Source organism: Rubrivirga marina, from assembly GCF_002283365.1.
In the GTDB taxonomy this organism is placed as follows: Bacteria; Bacteroidota; Rhodothermia; order Rhodothermales; family Rubricoccaceae; genus Rubrivirga; species Rubrivirga marina.
This window is the reverse complement of the sequence record NZ_MQWD01000001.1, coordinates 353,982-373,656: the sequence shown is the minus strand read 5'-3', so window position 1 is coordinate 373,656 and position 19,675 is coordinate 353,982. Positions and strand designations below refer to the sequence as shown.

At 73.5% G+C, this 19,675-nt stretch carries 16 protein-coding genes; 9 read left to right on the top strand and 7 right to left on the bottom strand.

Annotated features, from left to right (window positions below; all coding sequences use genetic code 11):
- Nucleotides 1-218 precede the first annotated feature (218 nt).
- Entirely contained in the window at nt 219-1,061 is an 843-nt protein-coding gene (locus BSZ37_RS01475; protein WP_095508841.1) for a sigma-70 family RNA polymerase sigma factor, read from the top strand.
- Nucleotides 1,062-1,278: 217 nt separating this feature from the next.
- Entirely contained in the window at nt 1,279-3,327 is a 2,049-nt protein-coding gene (locus tag BSZ37_RS21750; protein ID WP_095508840.1) for a hypothetical protein, read from the top strand.
- A gap of 5 nt (nt 3,328-3,332) precedes the next feature.
- Here the strand turns inward: BSZ37_RS21750 and BSZ37_RS01465 are convergent, their stop codons facing one another.
- Nucleotides 3,333-4,307 (bottom strand): YndJ family transporter, encoded by a 975-nt coding sequence (locus tag BSZ37_RS01465; protein WP_095508839.1) that lies wholly within the window; start codon nt 4,305-4,307, stop codon nt 3,333-3,335.
- A 173-nt stretch (nt 4,308-4,480) separates the two neighbouring features.
- Between BSZ37_RS01465 and BSZ37_RS01460 the strand changes: the two genes are divergently transcribed.
- Together BSZ37_RS01460 and BSZ37_RS01455 are read left to right on the top strand one after the other, a co-directional pair.
- A complete protein-coding gene (locus tag BSZ37_RS01460; RefSeq protein WP_095508838.1) occupies nt 4,481-5,650 on the top strand; it encodes a S1C family serine protease in 1,170 nt (389 codons plus the stop codon).
- Nucleotides 5,647-6,693: a hypothetical protein gene (locus BSZ37_RS01455; RefSeq protein ID WP_095508837.1), complete on the top strand. Its 1,047-nt coding sequence runs from the start codon at nt 5,647-5,649 to the stop codon at nt 6,691-6,693. The genes BSZ37_RS01460 and BSZ37_RS01455 overlap by 4 nt, the downstream gene beginning before the upstream one ends.
- A 54-nt stretch (nt 6,694-6,747) precedes the next feature.
- On the opposite strand, the gene BSZ37_RS01450 is transcribed toward BSZ37_RS01455, so the two are convergent.
- Entirely contained in the window at nt 6,748-10,767 is a 4,020-nt protein-coding gene (locus BSZ37_RS01450) for an NF038122 family metalloprotease (RefSeq protein ID WP_095508836.1), read from the bottom strand.
- 263 nt (nt 10,768-11,030) lie between these two features.
- Between BSZ37_RS01450 and BSZ37_RS01445 the strand changes: the two genes are divergently transcribed.
- The 3 genes from BSZ37_RS01445 to BSZ37_RS01435 all read left to right on the top strand — a co-directional run bounded on the left by BSZ37_RS01445 (nt 11,031) and on the right by BSZ37_RS01435 (nt 14,210).
- Nucleotides 11,031-12,569, top strand: a complete 1,539-nt coding sequence (locus BSZ37_RS01445) for a magnesium chelatase (protein WP_095508835.1) — start codon at nt 11,031-11,033, stop codon at nt 12,567-12,569.
- A gap of 64 nt (nt 12,570-12,633) precedes the next feature.
- Nucleotides 12,634-13,731, top strand: coding sequence for an ion channel (locus BSZ37_RS01440; RefSeq protein WP_095508834.1), 1,098 nt, complete (start codon nt 12,634-12,636; stop codon nt 13,729-13,731).
- Nucleotides 13,728-14,210 carry a GNAT family N-acetyltransferase gene (locus BSZ37_RS01435; protein WP_095508833.1) on the top strand — a complete coding sequence of 161 codons (483 nt, stop codon included), beginning with the start codon at nt 13,728-13,730 and terminating at the stop codon, nt 14,208-14,210. Before BSZ37_RS01440 ends, BSZ37_RS01435 begins: the two co-directional genes overlap by 4 nt.
- A 28-nt stretch (nt 14,211-14,238) precedes the next feature.
- Here BSZ37_RS01435 and BSZ37_RS01430 read toward each other — a convergent pair whose 3' ends face one another.
- Nucleotides 14,239-14,706 (bottom strand): Lrp/AsnC family transcriptional regulator, encoded by a 468-nt coding sequence (locus BSZ37_RS01430; RefSeq protein WP_095508832.1) that lies wholly within the window; start codon nt 14,704-14,706, stop codon nt 14,239-14,241.
- 88 nt (nt 14,707-14,794) lie between these two features.
- Between BSZ37_RS01430 and BSZ37_RS01425 the strand changes: the two genes are divergently transcribed.
- Nucleotides 14,795-15,991, top strand: coding sequence for a trans-sulfuration enzyme family protein (locus BSZ37_RS01425; RefSeq protein WP_095512273.1), 1,197 nt, complete (start codon nt 14,795-14,797; stop codon nt 15,989-15,991).
- Between the two features lie 36 nt (nt 15,992-16,027).
- Here the strand turns inward: BSZ37_RS01425 and BSZ37_RS01420 are convergent, their stop codons facing one another.
- The 4 genes from BSZ37_RS01420 to BSZ37_RS01405 all read right to left on the bottom strand — a co-directional run bounded on the left by BSZ37_RS01420 (nt 16,028) and on the right by BSZ37_RS01405 (nt 17,934).
- On the bottom strand, nt 16,028-16,693 hold the full coding sequence (locus BSZ37_RS01420; protein WP_095508831.1) for a hypothetical protein: 666 nt from the start codon (nt 16,691-16,693) through the stop codon (nt 16,028-16,030).
- Nucleotides 16,690-16,959, bottom strand: a complete 270-nt coding sequence (locus BSZ37_RS01415; protein ID WP_095508830.1) for a DUF7218 family protein — start codon at nt 16,957-16,959, stop codon at nt 16,690-16,692. The genes BSZ37_RS01420 and BSZ37_RS01415 overlap by 4 nt, the downstream gene beginning before the upstream one ends.
- A gap of 136 nt (nt 16,960-17,095) precedes the next feature.
- Complete coding sequence (locus BSZ37_RS01410) at nt 17,096-17,479, bottom strand: peptide chain release factor family protein (RefSeq protein ID WP_095508829.1); 384 nt, start codon at nt 17,477-17,479, stop codon at nt 17,096-17,098.
- Nucleotides 17,476-17,934 (bottom strand): MgtC/SapB family protein, encoded by a 459-nt coding sequence (locus tag BSZ37_RS01405; RefSeq protein WP_179299418.1) that lies wholly within the window; start codon nt 17,932-17,934, stop codon nt 17,476-17,478. The genes BSZ37_RS01410 and BSZ37_RS01405 overlap by 4 nt, the downstream gene beginning before the upstream one ends.
- Nucleotides 17,935-18,019: 85 nt before the next feature.
- On the opposite strand from BSZ37_RS01405, the gene BSZ37_RS01400 reads away from it, so the two are divergent.
- Complete coding sequence (locus BSZ37_RS01400; RefSeq protein ID WP_095508827.1) at nt 18,020-19,660, top strand: PQQ-dependent sugar dehydrogenase; 1,641 nt, start codon at nt 18,020-18,022, stop codon at nt 19,658-19,660.
- Nucleotides 19,661-19,675: the final 15 nt, after the last annotated feature.

The window sequence follows — 19,675 nt, the reverse complement described above, 5'->3', positions numbered from 1 at the left end:
GGGGCGAGGGGCGGCATGGGCGGGATCGGGCACGAGGAAACTACGACCGGGCCGCCGTGGGCTCCGGGCCGGAACCCGGCGGGCTTCATCTGCCGTACACATATCGGTGGATCCTCCGTACACTCCGCCCGCGCCGTCCCGCCGCTCCCCCCTCTGCGGCCCCACTCACCCGACCTGCGCCTCGTCCCTTGTTCCCCTAGCCGCCCCCCGGCAGCGCCATGTATGTCCCCCGAAGCCAGCGGATGCTGGATCAGTACCTCCAGGAGATCGGGCAGATTCCCCTGCTCACTCCCGAGGAGGAGGTCGAACTCGCCCAGCGGATTCAGGCCGGCGACGACGAGGCGCTCCATCACATGGTCCGGGCCAACCTCCGGTTCGTCGTGTCGGTGGCGAAAAAGTACCAGGGCCAGGGCCTCACGCTCTCCGACCTCATCAACGAGGGGAACTACGGCCTCATCAAGGCGGCCCAGCGGTTCGACGAGACGCGCGGGTTCAAGTTCATCTCGTACGCCGTCTGGTGGATCCGGCAGGCCATCCTCCAGGCCCTCGCCGAGCAGGCCCGGACGGTCCGCCTTCCGCTCAACCGGATCGGGACGATCTCGAAGATCCGGAAGGCGTCGGCGCGGCTGGCGCAGGCCTACAAGCGCCCGCCGAACGTCGAGGAGCTCGCGGCCGAGCTCGACCTCCCGCCGCAGAAGATCGAGGACGCCCTCCGCCACCAGTCGCGCTCGCTCTCCGTCGACGAGCCGTTCGGCGAGGAGGACGACAACAACCTCCTCGACGTCCTCGCCGACGCGGCCGACACGCCGCCCGACGAGCAACTCGTGGGCGAGAGCGTCAAGAGCGACATCGAGCGGGCGCTCGCGACGCTGGCGCCGCGCGAGGCCGAGATCACGCGGCTCTACTTCGGCATCGGCCGCGAGACGCCGATGACGCTCGAGGAGATCGGCCAGGAGTACGAGCTCACGCGCGAGCGCGTCCGCCAGATCAAGGAGAAGGCGCTCCGGAAGCTCCGCCAGAAGGGCCGCCGCCAGGAGCTCCAGTCGCACATGGGGAGCTGAGTCGGGATCCGGTGCCGTCGTCTGCGGGCGGAGGGGGCAGCCGACCCGGCCGGCCTCGGTGTCGAGGCGGGAGGAGCCGCCGCGGGTCACGGGTGGACCGGACGGTCGGCACCGACGCTCGGCTGGCGTCGCGCCGCCTGCACGAGCGGGGCCGTCGCTCTCCCCCGCGCGCCGGGAGCCGCCGCCGTTTCTTCCAATCCGTCCACCGAGTCGACCTGTGATCCGCCCCGTCCTCGTCGCCTGGCTCATCGCTTCGGCCGTGCTCGCCCAGCCCACCTCGGCGCCCGAGACGGACGGGCCGGCCGCGGCGGCCCGCGCGCTCCTCGCCGCCGACGACTCGTCGGCGGCCTACGACGCCGTCCGCCGCGCCCTCCGCGACGCGCCGGCCGATCCGGCGCTGAACCACCTCCGCCTCCGGCTCGAACTGGCGGGCCACTACGTCGGCCGGCTCCCGCGGCCGATGAAGCACCAGCAGCTCGTCGACGTGGCGAACCGGCTCCGGCGGGCGGCGCCCGACGACACGCTCGCCCTCCGCGTGCTGACCGAGGACGCCGTCTGGACCGTCCTCGATTGGCACGACCGGGTCGACTTCGTGGACGTGGCCTCGCCGGTCGGCAACTTCGTCGACCCCGTCGAGGTCTCGAAGCGGCTCGGGCAGTCGCGGTTCGACATGGACCAGCGGGCGGCGATGGGCGACATGCTCGACCGGAGCCAGCGGGCGCAGGACGCGCGCCGCGACGCGGCCGTGCTCCTCGAGGACTGGGTCGCGGCCGATCCGACGGCCGCGCAGGCCTACGCCGCCGCCGCCACCCTCGCCGCCGTCGACGAGGACTGGGACGCGCTCCTCGGCGTCGCCGAGCGGTTCCGGGACGCGACCGGCGACCCGCGCGCCGACCTCTACGCGGGCCTCGCGCACCACCGACTCGGCGACCTCGACGCGGCGGGCGACGCCTTCGAGCGCGCGCTGCCTCGCCTCCCGCCGACGACGCGCGCCCGCTACGAGGACGCTCGGCTCCTCGTCGCGACTGAGCAGCGCGACGCCTACGACGCCGACCCCGAGGCGGGCGCCGCCGCGCTCTGGGCCGAGGCCGATCCACGCCTGCTCACGGAGCGCTCCGAGCGCCAGGTCGAGCACCGCGCCCGCGTCGCCGAGGCCGACCTCCTGTTTGGCCGCAACGAGGGTGACCTGTTCGTCCGCCCGCCCGGCCCGGGCGCTGACACGGAGCAGGGCCAGCTGTGGGTCCGCTACGGCCGACCTCCGGCCGCCCTCTCGTTCGTGGTCGGGGACTTCGACCCCTCGGCCTATGGCGACGGCACCTTCCGCGTCTGGGCCTACGAGGACGACCTTCAGTTCGTCTTTGACGACCCCGAGCTGGACGGCGTCTTCCGCCGCTACAGCCCGCCGGCCTCGGCGTTCAGCGGGTCGGGGACGAGCGCCATCAACGACGACTTCGTGATGCGGGACCAGGCGCTCCAGCGGACCGACCCCGAGCGCTCGCAGCTCACGCCGACGGTCGACGTGCCCGCGCTCGCCTCGCGCTTCCGCGCGTCCGGCGGCGGGACCGATGTGATCGTGGCGTGGGGCGTCCCGGTGGATTCGGTCGCGGCGCCCGTCCGCACCGGGGCCTTCGCGCGAGTGGAGGGCGCCGTCGTGGACCGGGTGGTGCGGGACCACGCGAGTCTCACGGCGGGGCGCGTGGTCCGGGCCGGCGGCGGGGCGGTCTGGGTCGACGCCGCGCAGGTTCGGCTGTCCGGCCCGGGCGACGTCCGGGTCGAGGTGGAGGGCGACGGCGGGGAGGACTGGGGCGCGGCGTCGGAGACGATCGGGCCGCTGGGGGCCGGCTTCGGCGTGAGCGACCTCCTGCTGGCGACGTCGGTCGACGAGGACGGGCGCGGGCCGGTCGTGCGGGGCGGCCTCGGCCTCGTGCCGTCCCCGCGCGCGGCGTTCCCGACGACCGACCCCGTCTACGTCGTCCTCGAAGCGTACGGCCTCGGGCTGGAGGATGGCCGGACGCGTTACACGATTGAGGCGACGCTCCGTCCGGAGGCCCGGCGCGGTGGCCTGCTCGGGTTCCTCTTCGGCCGTGGACAGGGACCCGGCGTCTCGGTCCGCACCGAGGCCAGTGGTTCCCGCCCCGACGACCTCGTCTCGTTCTTCGTCGACATCCGCGACCAGGACCCCGGCGCGTACACGCTCACCGTCACGGTCGCCGACGAGACCACGGGCGCCTCCGCCTCGGCCGAGCGCCGGGTGACCCTGGAGTAGGGACGCTACCGCACCGCGGCGGCGGGTCTCGGCCGGAGGCGGCGCCAGCCGAGGGCGCCCCAGAGGCCGAAGAAGGCGTTGAGCCACCCGTGGCGGCTCACCATCTGGGCCACGTCGGGCGCGTCCGCGCCGACCCGTGCCCCGAGGTGGAACCACAGGGCGAACCCCATCGCGAGGATCAGCACGCCGCCGGAGACGGCGATCATCAGCCCGGCCATCCGGTCCTCGATCCGGCCGGCCCGCACCAGCCCCAGCCCGCCCGCCCCGATCGCCGAGGCGGCCAGGACCACGACGGCGACGGTCTCGACGGTCGACCCGCCCGCCGGCCCTCGAATGAGCGCGATCCCCGCAGCGACGCCCCAGAATCCGACGGCGAGCCCGACGCCCAGGACGCGGTGGAGCCCACGGAGCGATGCCGGCAGCGTCCGCCCCAGGAGGCCGGCCCAGACGAGCACGAGGCAGCCGGCGTAGTGGAAATGGACGGCCGTCAGGAGCACGATGAGCCCGGTGTAGTCCGTCGGCGCGCCGGAGCGAGCGAGGACCAGCCAGAGGGCGCCGCCCGGGAGCGTCGCCCAGCCCAGCACCAGGGCTGCCTCGGCGGCGTCGAGGGCGCCCTCGCGCCAGAGCCGGAGGCCGCGGCGGACCGACCAGACGGCGACGGCGGCGGCCGCGAGGAGCCACGGCGCGGCGAGCAGCCCGGCGACGAGTCCGACGGGGACGAGGAGCGACCCCGCGGCGCCGAGCATGCCCGGAAGCAGGAGCCACGACGCCACGTCGAGCGACCGCGGCGCGGGCTCGAACGAGGCCGGCACGCTCGCGGTGAGGTAGAGCGGGACGAGGACGAGCGGCGCGAGCAGCAGGAGATGACCGGCCTCCTCGGCCGGCCCCGGGGCGGTCGCCAGCGGCAGGAACAGGAGGGCCAGCCAACCGAGCATGCCGGCGAACGCGAGACGGGCGAGGCGCTGGGAGAGGGCGGGCACGGGGGACGGCAGACGGGGCGCGCATGGTACCGCCACGTCCGCTCCGAGGTCGAGTGGGGGCGTCCCGTCGAGCGTCTGTGCCGCGGCGCGTACGCTCGCCGCCCGTCGAGACGTTGCGAAGCAGAAACCGACCGGGGCGCCTTCCGTACGCCCGACCCCTCCTGGATTTCCCCATGCGATACGCTCTCGTCCTCGCGCTGGCCCTCGCCGGGTGCCAGCAGGAAGCGCACTCCCAGCAGGCCACCGACGGCCCGCTCTCCGTCGAGTCGCCCCTCGCCGATGGGGCGGGCGCGCTCGAGCGGCTCGACGGCCAAATCGCCACGAGCCGGCGGACGGCCATCACGCGGGCCGTCGAGGCCGCCAGCCCGGCCGTCGTGTCGGTCAACGTGATCGCGGTCCGGAACGTAGTCCAGCGCGCCAACCCCATGCTCGAGTGGTTCTACGGCCAGCGGCTCCCCGGGCGCACGATCCAGCAGCGCATCCAGGGCCTCGGCTCCGGGTTCATCATCTCGCCCGACGGCTACATCGTGACCAACGACCACGTGGTCTCGAACGGCGGCGTCGCAGTCGAGTCGACCGAGATCACGATCGCGTTCCCGGACGGCACCCAGATGCAGGCCGAGTTGGTCGGGACCGACCCCGAGACCGACATCGCGCTCCTCAAGGTCGAGCCCGACGCGTCGCTCCCGTACCTCGCCTTCGAGGAGCAGGAGGACGCCGTCGTCGGGGAGTGGGCGATCGCGCTGGGCAACCCGTTCGGGCTGTTCGAGGCCGCCGAGCCGACGGTCACGGTCGGCGTCGTGAGCGCGGTCGGGCGCGACTTCCCGGCGCAGCAGGGGCGCATCTTCCGCGACATGATCCAGACCGACGCGGCCATCAACCGCGGCAACTCGGGCGGGCCGCTCGTCAACGCGCTCGGCCGCGTGATCGGCGTCAACACGGTGATCTACTCGCAAACGGGCGGCTCGGACGGGATCGGATTCTCCGTGCCGGCGTGGCGCGTCCGGCAGGTCGTCGCCGAGCTCCGCGAGACGGGCTCCGTCGACCGCTCGTTCTACACGGGCCTGAGCATCCGGCCGGTCAGCGCGCGGCTGGCGCAGCAGCTCGGGCTGAGCGAGGCCGAGGGCCTCGTCGTGACGTCGATCGAGTCGGACAGCCCGGCCGAGCAGGCGGGCCTCCTGCCCCGCGACGTCATCGTGACGATCGACGGCGAGGCCGTGGCCTCGAACGAGGCCGTCCGCGACCGGCTCGTCGACCGCCGCGCCGGCGACACGATCCGCCTCGGCGTCGTCCGCCGCGGGCGCGCGATCAACGTGCCGCTCCGGCTCGCCGAGGTGCAATGACCCGGGCCGCGCTGGCGGTGACGTGCGCCGTGGCCCTCGCGGGCTGCCTCCCGTCGAGCCAGAAACAGAACAGTCGGGCGATCTCCGCCGCCGACTCGCTGTCGGCCGAGATCGCAGCGACCGTCGCCGTCGACACGCTCGTCGAGGTGTGGACGGCCCGCCCGCCGACCCCCGAGGCCATGCCCGTCCCCACGTCGCTGGCGTGGGCCGGCGACACGCTCGCCGTGGTCGAGACCCAGACGGGCGGCGTCCACCGGTTCTCGGGCGCGGGCGCGTATCTCGACCAGACCGCGCTCCCGGCCGGGAGCTACCCCTACCTCGCCGGCACGCTCGGCGACACCGTCGTGGTGCTGGCGAAGGGGCGGACGTCGCTGCTGTGGGTCGTCCCGGGCGAGGGCGTCGCGCGCGAGGTCCCGGTGCCGACGGGCACGACGAACGCGCTCGCCGCGCCCGGCCTGCTGGCGGCCCGCGTCGGCGGCGGGCCCGATACGCTCGCGCCTGCGGTCGTCCGCCTCGGCGAGGACGGCGCCGAGGTCGCGCGCCGGCCGCTCGCGGGGCCCGCGTGGCGGTCCCTTGGCTTCCTCCGCCTGTGGGCCGGCCGCGTCGCCGCGCTCTCCGGCTACCGCCCGGTCGTCGACGTCCTCAACGTCCAGGGCGGTCTCGGTCCGGCCGACACGCTCTCGCTCCAGGGCTTCGACTCGCCGCAGCTCCCGCGGTCCGCCCAGTTCGTCCGCGGCGAGGTGGACGAGCCGCCGCTCCTGACGTCGAGCGCCGCGGCCCTCGACGGCCGCCTGTTCGTCCTCAACCTCCGCTCCGACCACGTCCGCCTCGATGTCTACGACCGCGACGGCCGGATCGAGCGCGTGCTCGTCAGCCCGACGCGCGGCTTCGAGGTCGACGTGGCGACCGACCTCGCAGTTCGCCCCGGCCCCGGCGGGACGGTCGACCTCGCGGTCCTCATGGCCCGCCCGCCGGGCGTGCTCCAGACGCCCGAGAGCCGGATCGTCCTGTACCGCTGGCGAGGCGCGAGCCGGGAGGCGTAGAAAACGGCCGCCCCGTCCGAGACGAGGCGGCCGTCGTCGATCCGAAGGAATCGCTTAGCGGACGACCGTGACCGTCCGTGACGCGGCATCCGTGCCGGCCGTCACGCGGACGACGTAGACGCCCGGCGCGAGCGTCGAGGCGGGGAAGGTCAGGGCGTGCGGGCCGGCCGCGAGCGGCACGCCCTCGGCGAGGACGGCCACGCGGCGGCCGAGCGTGTCGTACACGTCGACCGTCACGTCGGCGGCGCCGGCCAGCGCGAACCGGACGCGGGCGTCGCCGCCGGCCGGGTTCGGGTGGACGCCCGCGAACGCGAACGCGCCCTCGGCGCCGGGCTCGCCCGCGACCGGCGACACGCTCACCGTGATCGGCACGCGGACGACCGGGTTCGCCGGGTTGTTGGTCAGGAACGCCAGCTCGTCGGTGAGCTCGCCCGGCCCGACGTCGCGGCCGTCGATCGTGAGGACCACGTCGAACGGCTCGCGCGGGCCGATCGAGCGGTCGGCGAAGATGGGCTCCGCCGCGTCGAGGATCGTGCCGACGTTCGCCGGGAGGTCCGGCGGGTCGATCCGCACGAGCCGGGCCTGGACGCCGTCCGTGGCGATCGGGATCGTCGTGACGAAGAACGAGCCGTTCGGGTCGAGCCGGTCGCGGAGCAGACCGAACACGCCGGGCGACCCGTTGAGGACCGCGTTCGAGAACGCGCCGCCCGCGCCGCCGAAGTCGGCGCCGAACTGGTCGCGCGCGAGGAGGACATCCTCTTCGCCCGTCGTCTCGAGGAGCCCTTCGTAGAACGAGAGGCCCGGGCGCGAGGTCGCCGTGTCGATCTCCCGGCCGAGGACGAACGAGGGGTAGCCGGTCAGGAGCTCGCCGTCGACCGTGACGGCCAGCACCGCCTCAGTGTCGTACGACCCGATGACGAAGGCCCCGAGCGCCGGGCTGTAGTCCATCCCGAACGGCGTGAAGTCGAGGTCGACCGTGCGGCCGGTCGGGACGATGTCGCCGCCGGTCAGTTCGATCTCCATCAGCCGGACCTCTTCAAACAGGGCGATCCAGAGCGACGCCGTCTGCGGGTTGTACGCGATGCCGGTGACGCTCGCGTCGATGGCCGTCGAGCGGAACTGGTCGGGCGGGGCCGAGAGGTCGCGCGGGAGCGTGTAGATGGTCGTCAGCGCGGCGCCCCGCGAGCCGTCGACCGCGACGACCGTGCCGTCGGGGAGCTGGGCCAGGTCGTAGAGGAGCTCCGTCGAGCCGAACGCGACGGCCCCGAGCACGTCGTCGTCGCCGAGCGGGGCGGTCCGAGCGGCGTCTGGGTCGCGCGGAGCGGCGGTCTCGACGGGCGCCGTGCCCGCCGGGGCGAGCCCGTCGAAGGCCCGGCGTTCGAGCGAGTGCCGCCCGCCGGCCTCGAACCGGCTCGTCGCCGGCTCCAGCACGCGGACGTACGAGAGCGTCGCGTCGCCGCCGTTGCGGAAGTCGAGCGAGATCACGGATTCGGTCCCAGACTCGAGCGCCACGAGCGGCGCCGGGTCGTCGGAGACGACGCGCGGGAGCTCGGCCCCGCCGACCGAGAAGTCGAACACGAACGGGTCCGGGTCGTCGCCGGGCTGGTCGGTGAGGAGCTCGAAGCTCCCGCGGTAGAACCCCACGTCGAGGAGGCCGGCGTCGGCCGTGAGCTCGAGCGAGACCGACCCGTTGCCCGGGAGCGTGCCCGCGAGGGGGGCCACGTAGAGCGGCGCCAGGCCGGGCTCGGCGTCGACCACGATGTCATCGAGGTACCACCCGTCGCCCGTCACGTCGGAGTCGCTGTCGAACCGGAACGCGAAGTAGATCGGGAGCGGGAAGCCGGCGATGCCGGGGACCTCGACGGTCACGGTCTCCCAGCCGTCGGGCGTGTTGCGGAGGACGCCGCCGTCGGAGCTCGCGATCTCCTCGAACGAGGCGCCGCCGTCGAACGACACGAGGACCGTGGCGAAGTCGAAGCCGGCCTCGGCGTTGAGGTATGTCGCGAACGAGAGCGTCACGCGGCTGTCCGGGCTCACGCCGCTCAGGTCGATGGGCGGCGTGCGGATCTGGCCGAACGAGTTGTTCGCGTACTCCTCGAGCCCGGCGTTGAGGTTGCCGTAGTAGAGGGCCGTCGGGGTCGAGTGGCCGGGGAGCGCGGCGGCGTTCGTGGTCCGCGTCTGCCAGCGGTCCGGGGCCGCCTTCCGGGGGTAGCTGAAGCCGGCGAGCGGGTCCGCGCCCTCGAAGTCGGCCGAGAAGACGGTCGCGGCGGTCCGGGTCTCGGTGCCCAGCGGCGAGGTGTCGGGGAACTCGAAGGCCCGCGTCACGAGCGTCGTCACGACGCGGTACTGGAGGTCGAACGTGCCGGCGTTCGAGATCGGGACGGTCACCGTCCGGACCTCGTCGTCGCCGAGGTCGCCGAGCGACGACGGCACGTCGCCGACGGTGAGCGACGGCGCCACGGCCCCGCCGACGGTGAACGCGATGGGCACCTCGATGACGGCCCGGTCGTCGTCGTTCGAGATCACGCGGACGACGCCCTCGACGATGGCCTGCGAGGCGCCGGCGAGGCGGAGCTGGAGCGTCGCCGAGCCGCCCGGCGCGACGGTCCCCGAGGCCGCCGAGGCGGAGACGGTCGCGCCCGCCGCCGCCGGGAAGAGCGTCGTGATCTCCGTCTCGACCCGGAAGTCGAGCGGCGTCGCGTCGTCCTCGTTCCCGATCACGAGCGGGATGTCGATGGGGGCGCCCGCGTCGACGTCGCCGAGGGGGATCGGCTCCTCGACCAAGAACCGGTCGTCGATGGCCTGCCCGCCGACGCTGAGGGCGACCGTCGCGACGGCCGGGTCGTAGTCGACGGCGTAGCCGATCACCTCGAGCACGCGGATGTCGGCCTCGGAGATCTCGTCGAACTCACCGCGCCCGATGTTCGGGTCCATGATGCCGACCTTCCGATCGACCCCGAGCGACGGCGGGCGGAGCCGGTCGTCGCGCCAGTGGGAGGCCTGCTGGCCGTCGCCGCCCTGGCGGGCGCCCGTCGCCGTCGAGACCTCGTACTCCTCGAACCCGTCGAAGAAGACCTGGACGGGCTCGTAGTACGTCGTCCCGTTCTCGATCACGAGGACCTCGGTGTTCGGCGGGCCCGGCGTCACGACGCGCTCGGCCGTCTCGAAGCCGGCCCCGTCGGTCAGGCTCTCGCCGGGCTCGACGGCCTCGGGGCGGACGCGGAACAGGTCCCACGGCGTGAAGAGGGGGTTGTCGGCCGCGTTGTTCGACGAGATCCCGATGGCCGACGTGAACCCGAGGGCGTGGCCGATCTCGTGCAGCGCGACGCCCTCGAAGTCCGTCTTGTCCGAGTCGATCCCGTCCGTCGGGTCGAAGTCGTAGGGGAACGCGTCGTTGAAGCCGATCGAGGGGACCGAGTTGAACGGCGCGTTGGCGGGCGTCACGGCGTCCTCGTAGCCCAGGACCTGGAGCGGGATGAGCCCGCCGATCCCACGGTTGAGGGTGCCGAGGTTGCTCGTCGAGGGCGTCGGCGTCGGGATGGCGTCGTAGAGCGCCTGGAGCTGGGGGTCGCCGGTCCGGGCCTTCAGCCGGGTGACCATGTCGGTCGTGCCGGAGAACGTGCCGGCGAAGAGGAGGGCCGAGTTCGTCGAGCCGAGGACGTTCGAGGCGTACGGCGTCCCGAACCGCTCGGGCCCGAAGTCCACGTCGATCACGGTCGTGACGGGGCTCTGGAGGATCCGCTCCCACCGGGCCGCCGAGCGACGGAAGGCGAGGAGCGCCTGGGGCCGGTCGAGGAGCTGGTCCGTGGCCCGGAGGATGATCCGGAAGTCCGAGATGCCCTCGGCGTTGAGCGACGGGAGCGCCGTCAGGCGGACGCTCTGGCCCGTCGTCCGCGCGGCGGCGTGGAGCGCCGCGACCTGGGCCTCGGTGGCCTCGTCGCAGGCGAGCGCGCCGTCGGGCCCGACGGTCAGCACGTGGATGCCCGCGTGGGCCGGGAGCGCGTCCTGCGCCCGCGCGGGGAGGGCGAGGACGAGGAGGGCGACGAGCGCCGCCAGGCGATGGGTCAAGGACATGTGCGGTCGATGCGTTTCGGACCTCTATGGTACCACCGGCCCCTTCCGGAGAGGAGGCCCGACGTCGAGCCCCAGGGCGATCCCGAGGGCGAGGCGGCCCCGGGGCGCCCCGACGCCCGCTCGGTCGGGAGCGACCTACGGAGCGAGTCGGACCGGCCGGACTTCTTCTCGTGGGCATCGGGCCGGCCCGGGCCATGGGCGCGCCGAGGAACGGCGCACGGTGGGCGGCGTGAAGGGACACCGATTCCATTTGCGTTCCCCCGATGGCCGACGCCCCCCCGATTTCTACGCTCGGCGAGCTCCGCGCCAGCGGCTACCGCCCGCGGTCCGTCAAAGACGAGATCCGCGCCAACCTTGTCGAGAAGCTCAAGGACGGCGCCGACGTGTTCCCCGGCATCCTCGGGTTCGACCGGACGGTCCTCCCGCAGGTCCAGAACGCGCTCCTCGGCCGGCACGACTTCATCCTCCTCGGGCTCCGCGGCCAGGCCAAGAGCCGGATCGTCCGGATGCTCCCGTCGTTCATGGACGAGTGGGTCCCTGAGGTCGACGGGTCCGAGATCCACGACGACCCGCTGGCGCCCGTCTCGAAGTTCGCCCGCGACCTCGTGGCCCAGCACGGGGACGACACGTCGGTCTCGTGGCTCCACCGGAGCGCCCGCTACGGCGAGAAGCTCGCGACGCCCGACACCTCCATCGCCGATCTCATCGGCGACATCGACCCGATCAAGGCGGCGACCCGCAAGCTGACGTACGCCGACGAGGAGGTCATCCACTTCGGCATCATCCCGCGGACCCACCGGGGCATCTTCGCCATCAACGAGTTGCCGGACCTCCAGCCGCGCATCCAGGTGGGCCTGCTCAACATCATGGAGGAGCAGGACATCCAGATCCGCGGGTTCAACATCCGCATCCCGATCGACGTCCTGATGGTGTTCACGGCGAACCCGGAGGACTACACGAACCGCGGCTCGATCATCACGCCGCTCAAGGACCGGATCGACTCGCAGATCCTGACGCACTACCCGCGCGAGCTGGGCATCGGCGTCGAGATCACGCGCCAGGAGGCGTGGGCCGAGCGCGACGGCGAGGTGGCGGTCAAGGTGCCGCACGTGTTCCGCGAGATCGTGGAGCAGGTGGCGTTCGAGGCGCGGGCGAGCGAGTACGTCGACCAGAAGTCGGGCGTCTCGGCGCGGCTCACGCGGGCGGCGCTCGAAGACCTGATCTCCGCGGCCGAGCGGCGGGCGCTCGTCAACGGCGAGACCGAGACGGTCGTCCGTGCGGGGGACCTCGAGTCCATCGAGCCGGCCGTGACCGGGAAGGTCGAGCTCGTCTACGAGGGCGAGCAGGAAGGAGCGCAGGGCGTGGCGCGCGCGCTCGTGGGCAAGGCCGTGGCCGCCATCGTCAAGACGTACCTGCCGGACCCGGCCGAGAAGGGCTCCGGCGAGAGCGGCGGCCGCGCGGCCTACCGCGAGGTGCTCGGCTGGTTCTCACGCGGCCACACGGTCGACCTCGACACGGACCTCCCGTTCGACGGCTACGTCCGCCAGCTCGACCAGGTCGACGGGCTCGGCGCGCTCGTCGACGCCCACACGACGCCGAGCTCGCCGGCCGAGAAGGCGTCGATGATGGAGCTCGCGCTCGAGATGCTCCACCAGCACTCGCTCCTCGGCAAGGACGTCGAGGCCGACGGGGCCCGCTACGCCGACATGGTCGGGTCGGTCCTCTCGGGCCTCGGCTCGTTCGGACCCGACGACGAGGACGACGACTTCGACGACGAGGACGACTACCGCGGCTTCGGCTGAGTCTGCCCGCCTCGGCACCGCGCCGGGGCGACTCGACTCCGCCCGCGTCCGCACCAAGGCCGACATGACGCTCCGCCCCGCCCGCTCGTTCGCCGCCGCTCGCGGTCTTCTGAGGTGGGTGGCGATCGTCGTGGTCGTCGCCGGGGCAGTCGCCGCTCAGACCGACTCCACCCGAGCCGGCGGCGCGCTCGTGGTGGCCGTCCCGGAGGCGCCGCCGTTCGCCGAGCGCGGGCCGGACGGCGTCTACGACGGCCTCGGCGTGCGGCTGGCGGAGGCCGTCGGCCAGCGGCTCGGGCGCGACGTCCGGTTCGTGGCGGGCGGCGACAGCGCGCTCGCCCTGCTCGGTGGCCAGGCCGACCTCGCCCTCGCGCCGATGACGCGGGCCGGCGAGGTCGCGGCCGACTTCGCGGCGCCGTTCTACGCGGCCCGCCTCGGCGTGGCCCGCACCCGGGGCAACCGCGTGTTCGACGTGCTCGGACGGCTGTTCTCGATGACGTTCTTCTGGATCGCGGCGGGGCTGGCCGTCCTGCTGCTCCTCGTCGGGGCGATGATGTGGGCCGTGGAGCGGCGGCACGACACCGACGACTTCCACGAGAGCGCCCGGGGGCTCTGGGACGGCTTCTGGTGGGCTGGCGTCACGATGACGACGATCGGCTACGGCGACACGGTCCCGCGGTCGCACGGTGGGCGCGTGCTCGCGCTGTTCTGGATGCTCGTGTCGATGGCCGTCACGGCGTCGCTGACGGCGTCGCTCGTCTCGGCGCTCGGGGTGGGCGGGGCAGGTACGCTCCACCTCCCGGAGGATCTACAGGGCGATCGCGTCGGCGTGGTCGATGGTTCGCTGGAGGCGACCCTCCTCCGCGAGGCCAACGTCGACGCCCGGCCCTTCTCGAGCATCGGGGCGGGCCTCGACGCCGTCCGCTCCGACTCGCTCGACGCCTTCGTCGGCTCGGCCCCGAGGCTCCGCGCCGCCCGGCCGTCGGGCTCCAGCCTCCGGGTCGAGAGCACGGGCGTCGAGTTCGAGCGGTGGGCGGTCGCCGTCGCGCCCGGGTCGCCGCTCCGCGAGCCCGTCGCGCGGGCCGTCCTCGACCACGTCCAGTCCGCCGACTGGCCCGGCACCGTCCGCCGGTACGTCGGCTCCGACCGCTCCTCGACGCCATGACCCTCCGCCCCGCCACCCCCGACGACGCGGCGCTCGTGTGCGAGCTCGTCCGCGAACTCGCCGAGTACGAGAAGGCGACGGCCGACGACGTGTCGGCCACGTCCGCCGCGTTCCGAGCCGCCCTCGCGCCCGACGCGGAGCCCCGCCTCGACGGCGTCCTCGCCTTCGCCGACGACGGCGAGGCGGCCGGCCTCGCCCTGTTCTTCCCGGTCTTCTCGACGTGGCGGGCGAACTGGGGGCTCTACCTGGAGGACCTGTTCGTCCGCCCGGTCTACCGCGGGAAGGGGATCGGGCTGGCCCTCTTCCGGCACGTCGCGGCGGAGGCCGTCGCGCGGGGCGCCGAGCGGCTGGAGTGGGTCGTGCTCGACTGGAACGAGCTCGCGCTCGGGTTCTATCGCGACCTCGGCGCGGAGGCGCTCGACGACTGGACCAAGATGCGGCTGACCGGCGACGCGCTCGCCTCGCTGGCCGGCGAGTAGGTCCGCCTCGACGCCGAGGCGGGCGGGGTCAGCCGGGGGCGACGGCGACGCCGGCCGTGCGGCGGTGCGCGAACAGGAGCGACGTCTCGATCCGCGCGACCTCGGGCCGCTCGGTGAACGACGCCAGCGCCAGCGTCCGGAGGTGGTCGGTGTCGTGAACGGCCACGTGCACGAGGAAGTCGCTCGCGCCCGTCGTGTGGAACACCTGGACGACCTCGGGGAGCGAGAGCGCGTGGGCCTCGAACGCCTCGACGACGGGCCGCGCGTGCCGCTGAAGCCGGACCGCCACGAGCGCCTGGAGCCCGGCTCCGACGGCCTCGGCCGAGACCTCGGCGTGGTAGCCCACGAGCACGCCGTCGGCCTCCAGCCGGCGCGTCCGTTCGAGCGCCGTCGACGGCGCGACGCCGACGGCCGCGGCGACCTCCTTGTTGGAGGTCCGCGCATTCTTCTGCAGGACGGCGACGATGGCGCGGTCCGTTCGGTCGAGGGGGCGCATGGGCAGTGTGGGCCGAATGATCTTCGGCCGCCTTGTGATCGGTCGTCGAATCCTCTACGATACGGTCGAACTGCCGCACGATCGACCGATGGAGCTCCGCCCCGACCTCGCCACCCGCGCCGTCCACGCCGGGCGCCAGGACCTCGCCGCCCTCGGCGTCCACGCGCTCCCCATCGACCTCTCGTCGACGTATCCGTTCTCGGACCTCGACGGGGCGACGGCCAGCCTCGACGCGCTCGTGGCCGGCGACCAGCGCGCGCCGAACCCGGTCTACGCCCGGCTCCACAACCCGACGGTCGCCCGGTTCGAGGACGGCCTCGCCGAGTTGGAGGGGACCGCCGCCGCCGTCGCGTTCGCCTCCGGCATGGCCGCGCTCACGGCCGTCGTCCTCGCGGCCCGCGCCGACGGCGGCCACGTCGTCGCCACGCGCCCGATCTACGGGACGACCGACCACCTCCTGACATGCGAGCTCCTGGGCATGGAGGTCACGTGGACCACGCCCGACGGCGTCGCCGACGCGCTCCGCCCCGACACGGCGCTCGTCATCACCGAGACGCCGGCCAACCCGACGCTCGCGCTCGTCGACGTCGAGTACGTCGTGGCCCAGGCCGGCGACGTGCCGGTCCTCGTCGACTCGACGTTCGCGACGCCCGTGCTCCAGCGGCCGGCCGAGTGGGGCGCGGCGCTCGTCATGCACTCGGCGACCAAGTTCCTCGGCGGCCACGGCGACGTGGTCGCGGGCGTCGTGGCGTGTGGGGAGGCGTGGGCGCGGCGGCTCCGGCAGGTCCGCGTGGCGACGGGCGCCCTCCTCCACCCCCTCGCCGGGTACCTCCTGCACCGCGGCCTGACGACGCTCCCGCTCCGCATCGAGCGGGCGCAGGCGACGGCCCAGACGCTCGCGGCCCGGCTCCTCGACCACGACGCCGTCGCGGCAGTCCACTACCCCGGTCTCGAAGCCTGCGACCCGACGCGGCTCGTCGGCCGCCAGATGGACGGGCCGGGGACGATGCTCGCCTTCGAGGTCGAGGGGGGGTACGAGGCCGCCCGCGCCGCCGTCGAACACGTGTCGCTGATGACGCCGGCCGTCAGCCTGGGCTCGGTCGACACGCTCCTCCAGCACCCGGCCGGCCTGACGCACCGCGTGCTGAGCGACGACGCCCGCGCCGAGGGCGGCATCGCGCCGGGCCTGCTCCGCCTGTCGGTCGGGCTGGAGGGCGCCGACGACCTGTGGAACGACCTCGCCGGCGCGTTGGCGGCCGTCGAGCACCTGGCCGTCGTCGCCTGACTCGGTCGGCCTCGGCATCGAGGCGGACAGGGGCGGCTACTCCGCGAGCCGGCCGTCTACGACGTCGACGGCGACCCACTCCGAGACGAGGCCGTCGGCGCGGGCGGCGACCCGGAGCCGGTGCGCCCCGGGCCCGGCCACGTCGAGGTCGACGCCGAGGCGGCCCGTCGCCGGGTCGAGGTCAACCGAGTTGTCCGACGCCACGCGGTCGCCGAGGAGCACGACGACGCCCGTGTCCTCGTCGACCGTCAACTCCGTTCGCTGGCCGTCGGCGTCGAACTGCCGGAGGTCGAGGTCGAGGACCGACGGGTCGTCGGGCCGGATGCCGACGCGGTCGAGCGCCAGCCGGCCCGAACCGGTCGGGTTCTGGACGGCGACGGCGTAGCGCTGCGAGCCCGCCGCGAACGGGACGAGGTCGAGCCCACGGAACCCGTCGCCGACCCGGATCGACGCCTCCCCGCCCTCGGACACGTCCACGTCAATGCCGGCCGGCGGCTCGAAGACGACCGACGCGTACCGGCTCATGTCGACGGTCGCCACGCGGCCGGGCGAGACGGTGACGACGGGCAGCGGGGTCTCGACCGCCGGTGCGTCGGGCGAGACGGCCGGGGCGTCGGACGAACCGGGCGAGCCGGCGCAACTCGACCACTGGAGGGCGAGCGCGACGAGGCAGAGGGCGAGGCCGAAGGCGAGGCGCTTCATCCGTTGCGGAGCGCGTCGATGAGCTCGTCCTTCGTCATGTCGCTGCGGCCCTCGACGTCGAGCTCCTGGGCGCGGTCGTAGAGCTCGTCCTTGGTCCACTCCTCGTAGGGCTTGGCGCGGCCGCCCTTCTCGGACGGGTGCAGGGCGGGGTTGGCCTGGGCGTTAGCGATGGCCGCCGCCTTGCCCTTGGAGTAGCCCTGGTCGCGGAGCTTCTCGTAGGTCTCGTCGTCCTTGATGCTGGGGCCGTGGTCGCTTCCTTTGGGCATAAGAGAAGGGGCAGAGTGGACGAGACGTAAGCGCGTCCGGCCGGCGTGTTTCGGCGACTCGGGGAGTCCGGGGACCGCCCCACGCGCGCCTGCTCCTGTCCCGAGTCCGTCGGCCTCGGGGCCGAGGCGGGCGGGGCTAGCGCGGCGGGAGCTTCGGCGGCTTGCGGAGCGCCTTCTTCTCAGCCCGCTGGCGCTTCGCTTCGAGACGGCGCCGCTTCGACCCCTTCTTCGGCCGCGTCTTCTTGCGGACCTTTTTCGGTTTGGTCGCCTCCTCCAGTCGCCGTCGGAGCTCCTGGATCGCGAGCGCCTTGTTGCGGAACTGGCTCCGCGAGCTCCGCTCGTTCACGACCGTCCCGCTCGGGCGGTGCGTCAGGCGGACCGCCGTCTCGACCTTATTGGCCCGCTGGCCGCCCTTCGTGTTGCCCGAGAGCGTCTCGACGTCGCACTCGGCGAGGAGGGCGTCGTTGTCGTCCGGGATGTCGGACCGGCCGAAGTCGTCGGGGAGGTCGTCGGGGCTCATCGCTCCGCGAACCGTTCGATGCGTTCGGCGGATCCGAGCACGAGCACGAGGAGCACGGCCGAGCCAATCGCGAGGGCGTAGTGGTCCAGCGCCACGGCGATCCCGATGGGCGAGACGACGAGGAGCGAGGCGGCCGTCGTGAGCCCGCGCGTCCGGTCCTCGGCGCGGTCGCGGAAGACGATCCCGCCGCCGAGGAACCCGAGCCCGGCCGCGATCGCCTGGATGGCCCGGACGGGGTCTGATTGGACGTCGCTACCGGGGACGGCTGCCCCCGTCGCGCCCGCGGCCAGGCTCACCTCGACGAACAGGAACGACGCGAACGACACGAGCATCATCGTGCGGAAGCCGGCCCCCTTCTGCTTCCGCTCGCGCTCCCACCCGACGATGCCGCCGAGTGCCAGCGCCACGAGTGCGTCGGCGAGGGTGCGGAGGTCGGCGGCGAGGACGTCGGGCATGGGTGGGGTGGTGAGGGCAGGCGCTTCTACGGCGCCCCCCGGCCGCGCGGTCCCGTATGCTATTCGCCCCTCCTCTCCGGCCCACATGTCCCGCCACATTCTCTCGCTCGTCCTCCTCACCGCGCTCGCGGTTCCTCTCGCGGCCCAGCCGATCGAGCACGACGCGGTCTATGTCTACCTCGTCGACACGCTCCCGCCGGCGACGGTGGGCGTCGCATACGAACCCATCGAAGGCGCGATCTACGCCCTCGCCGGCAGCGGCGACCTGTACCGGAAGCCGCTCGAACCAGAGGGCCCGATCGAACTCGTGGCCGAGGCAGCGGAGCAGGGCGAGGGCTTCCGGCCGTTCGGGATCGACATCGGGCCGGACGGGACGATCTACCTCGTCGGCAGCCGGACGACGGAGACGATGAACGTGGGCGTTCTCCGCCGAGGGCGTGCCGAGGGTCAGGGGCGCGTGTGGACGACCGTCGCCGAGACCGAGCCGTACCCGCTCGGGCGGACGGCCTACGACCACAGCGTGAGCGCCGTCGCGGTTCACCCCAGCGGCGAGTGGCTCGCCGTCAACAGCGGCTCGCGGACGGACCACGGCGAGGTCCAGGACGCCGAGGGCGACTTCCCCGGCCTCCGCGAGGTCCCGCTGACGTCGGCCATCCTCCGCGTGCCCGCCGACGCCACCGACCTCGTCATCCCCGCCGACTCGGCCGCGCTCGTCGACGGCGGCTTCCTCTTCGCCGACGGCACGCGCAACAGCTTCGGGCTGGCATTCGCCCCCGACGGCGAGCTGTTCGGCGCCGAGAACTCCGGCGATCGCGACGACGGCGAAGAGCTCAACTGGCTCCGTGAGGGCCACCACTACGGCTTCCCGTGGCGGATGGGCACCAACGACACGCCCCAGCAATTCCCGGGTTACGACCCCGACGCCGACCCGCTCGTCCAGCCGGAGTCCGGGGCCTACCAGAACGGCGACTTTTACGACGACCCGACCTACCCGGCCCCGCCGGCCGGCGTCACGTTCTCCGACCCGCTTCGCAACGCCGGCCCCGATGCCGATGAGCTCCGCCTCCCCGACGGCACCATCGTTGACGCGAGCGAGATGGGGATGACGGCGACGACGTTCACGCCGCACCGCTCGCCGCTCGGCCTCTCGTTCATCCCGGCCGACACCGGCATCTTTACTCTCGACCAACTCGGCTGCGACGCCGTCGTGCTCAGTTGGACCGACGGCGAGGACGACAGCGGCTCGCTCCTCGCCCCGTTCGACGACACGGGCGAGGATCTCCTCTGCCTCGACCTCCACGACGACCGGGAAAGGGTCGAAGCGCGACGACTTGTGAGCGGGTTCCGCAACCCCATCGACACTGCCCTCGAAGGGGCCGAGAAACTTTACGTGGCGGAGTTCAGCGAGCCGTACGGGCTCTGGGCTGTGGAGATCAACGGTGCGGACGTCGGCCCGACGCCAGAGGACGCCATCGCCGTCGCCGTCGCGCCGAACCCGCTCCGTGGGGGGGGCGAGGTTGCTGTCACGCTCGCCGCCGCCGGCCCGGCCCGCGTCCGCCTCGTGGACGCCCTCGGGCGGACGGTCGCGACGCTCCACGACGGCCTCCTGCCGGCCGGCACCGCCCGCCTCGACGTCGAGGCGGAGGGACTGGCGGCCGGGACGTACCTCGCCGTCGTCGAGGCTGGTGGCGCGCGCGTCGTGCGTCCCCTGACGGTGGCCCGTTGAGGCCGTCCTAGCTTG

Coding starts and splice junctions, on each gene's coding strand:
- BSZ37_RS01475 (WP_095508841.1), top strand. CDS start 219: ATGTATGTCCCCCGAAGCCAGCGGATGCTGGATCAGTACCTCCAGGAG.
- BSZ37_RS01460 (WP_095508838.1), top strand. CDS start 4,481: ATGCGATACGCTCTCGTCCTCGCGCTGGCCCTCGCCGGGTGCCAGCAG.
- BSZ37_RS01455 (WP_095508837.1), top strand. CDS start 5,647: ATGACCCGGGCCGCGCTGGCGGTGACGTGCGCCGTGGCCCTCGCGGGC.
- BSZ37_RS01450 (WP_095508836.1), bottom strand. CDS start 10,767: ATGTCCTTGACCCATCGCCTGGCGGCGCTCGTCGCCCTCCTCGTCCTC.
- BSZ37_RS01445 (WP_095508835.1), top strand. CDS start 11,031: ATGGCCGACGCCCCCCCGATTTCTACGCTCGGCGAGCTCCGCGCCAGC.
- BSZ37_RS01440 (WP_095508834.1), top strand. CDS start 12,634: ATGACGCTCCGCCCCGCCCGCTCGTTCGCCGCCGCTCGCGGTCTTCTG.
- BSZ37_RS01435 (WP_095508833.1), top strand. CDS start 13,728: ATGACCCTCCGCCCCGCCACCCCCGACGACGCGGCGCTCGTGTGCGAG.
- BSZ37_RS01430 (WP_095508832.1), bottom strand. CDS start 14,706: ATGCGCCCCCTCGACCGAACGGACCGCGCCATCGTCGCCGTCCTGCAG.
- BSZ37_RS01425 (WP_095512273.1), top strand. CDS start 14,795: ATGGAGCTCCGCCCCGACCTCGCCACCCGCGCCGTCCACGCCGGGCGC.
- BSZ37_RS01420 (WP_095508831.1), bottom strand. CDS start 16,693: ATGAAGCGCCTCGCCTTCGGCCTCGCCCTCTGCCTCGTCGCGCTCGCC.
- BSZ37_RS01415 (WP_095508830.1), bottom strand. CDS start 16,959: ATGCCCAAAGGAAGCGACCACGGCCCCAGCATCAAGGACGACGAGACC.
- BSZ37_RS01410 (WP_095508829.1), bottom strand. CDS start 17,479: ATGAGCCCCGACGACCTCCCCGACGACTTCGGCCGGTCCGACATCCCG.
- BSZ37_RS01405 (WP_179299418.1), bottom strand. CDS start 17,934: ATGCCCGACGTCCTCGCCGCCGACCTCCGCACCCTCGCCGACGCACTC.
- BSZ37_RS01400 (WP_095508827.1), top strand. CDS start 18,020: ATGTCCCGCCACATTCTCTCGCTCGTCCTCCTCACCGCGCTCGCGGTT.